1 pseudogene is annotated in these 230 nt (G+C 67.4%); it reads left to right on the top strand.

Annotation, left to right across the window (positions count from 1 at the left end):
• Positions 1–22 precede the first annotated feature (22 nt).
• Positions 23–230 (top strand): annotated as a pseudogene (locus tag ACR9ZK_RS23815) (hypothetical protein); the annotation flags it as partial.

Here is a 230-nt window from a genome sequence, read left to right as displayed (position 1 = left end):
ATGTGTATAAGAGCCAGCGTCCATGGACAATCCACGAACCGAGAAGGCCGAGCGACCGGCACGCGAGGGCTCGACGGCCACCTTCACGCCGGTGCTCGTCGCCGAGCTGCTCGCCGAGGGCGAAAGGATGCCGGTCTACGTGCGCGTCATCGACCATCCCGACGCGCGCGTGCTGGTCGACACCGGCATGACGCAGCTGCACCCGGCGGTCGACGACATGGATCCTCGCC

The organism is Monashia sp. HAY1-5C (genome assembly GCF_056755255.1).
The sequence above is the reverse complement of the archived record's forward strand: the minus strand, read 5'-3'. Positions and strand labels throughout refer to the sequence as shown.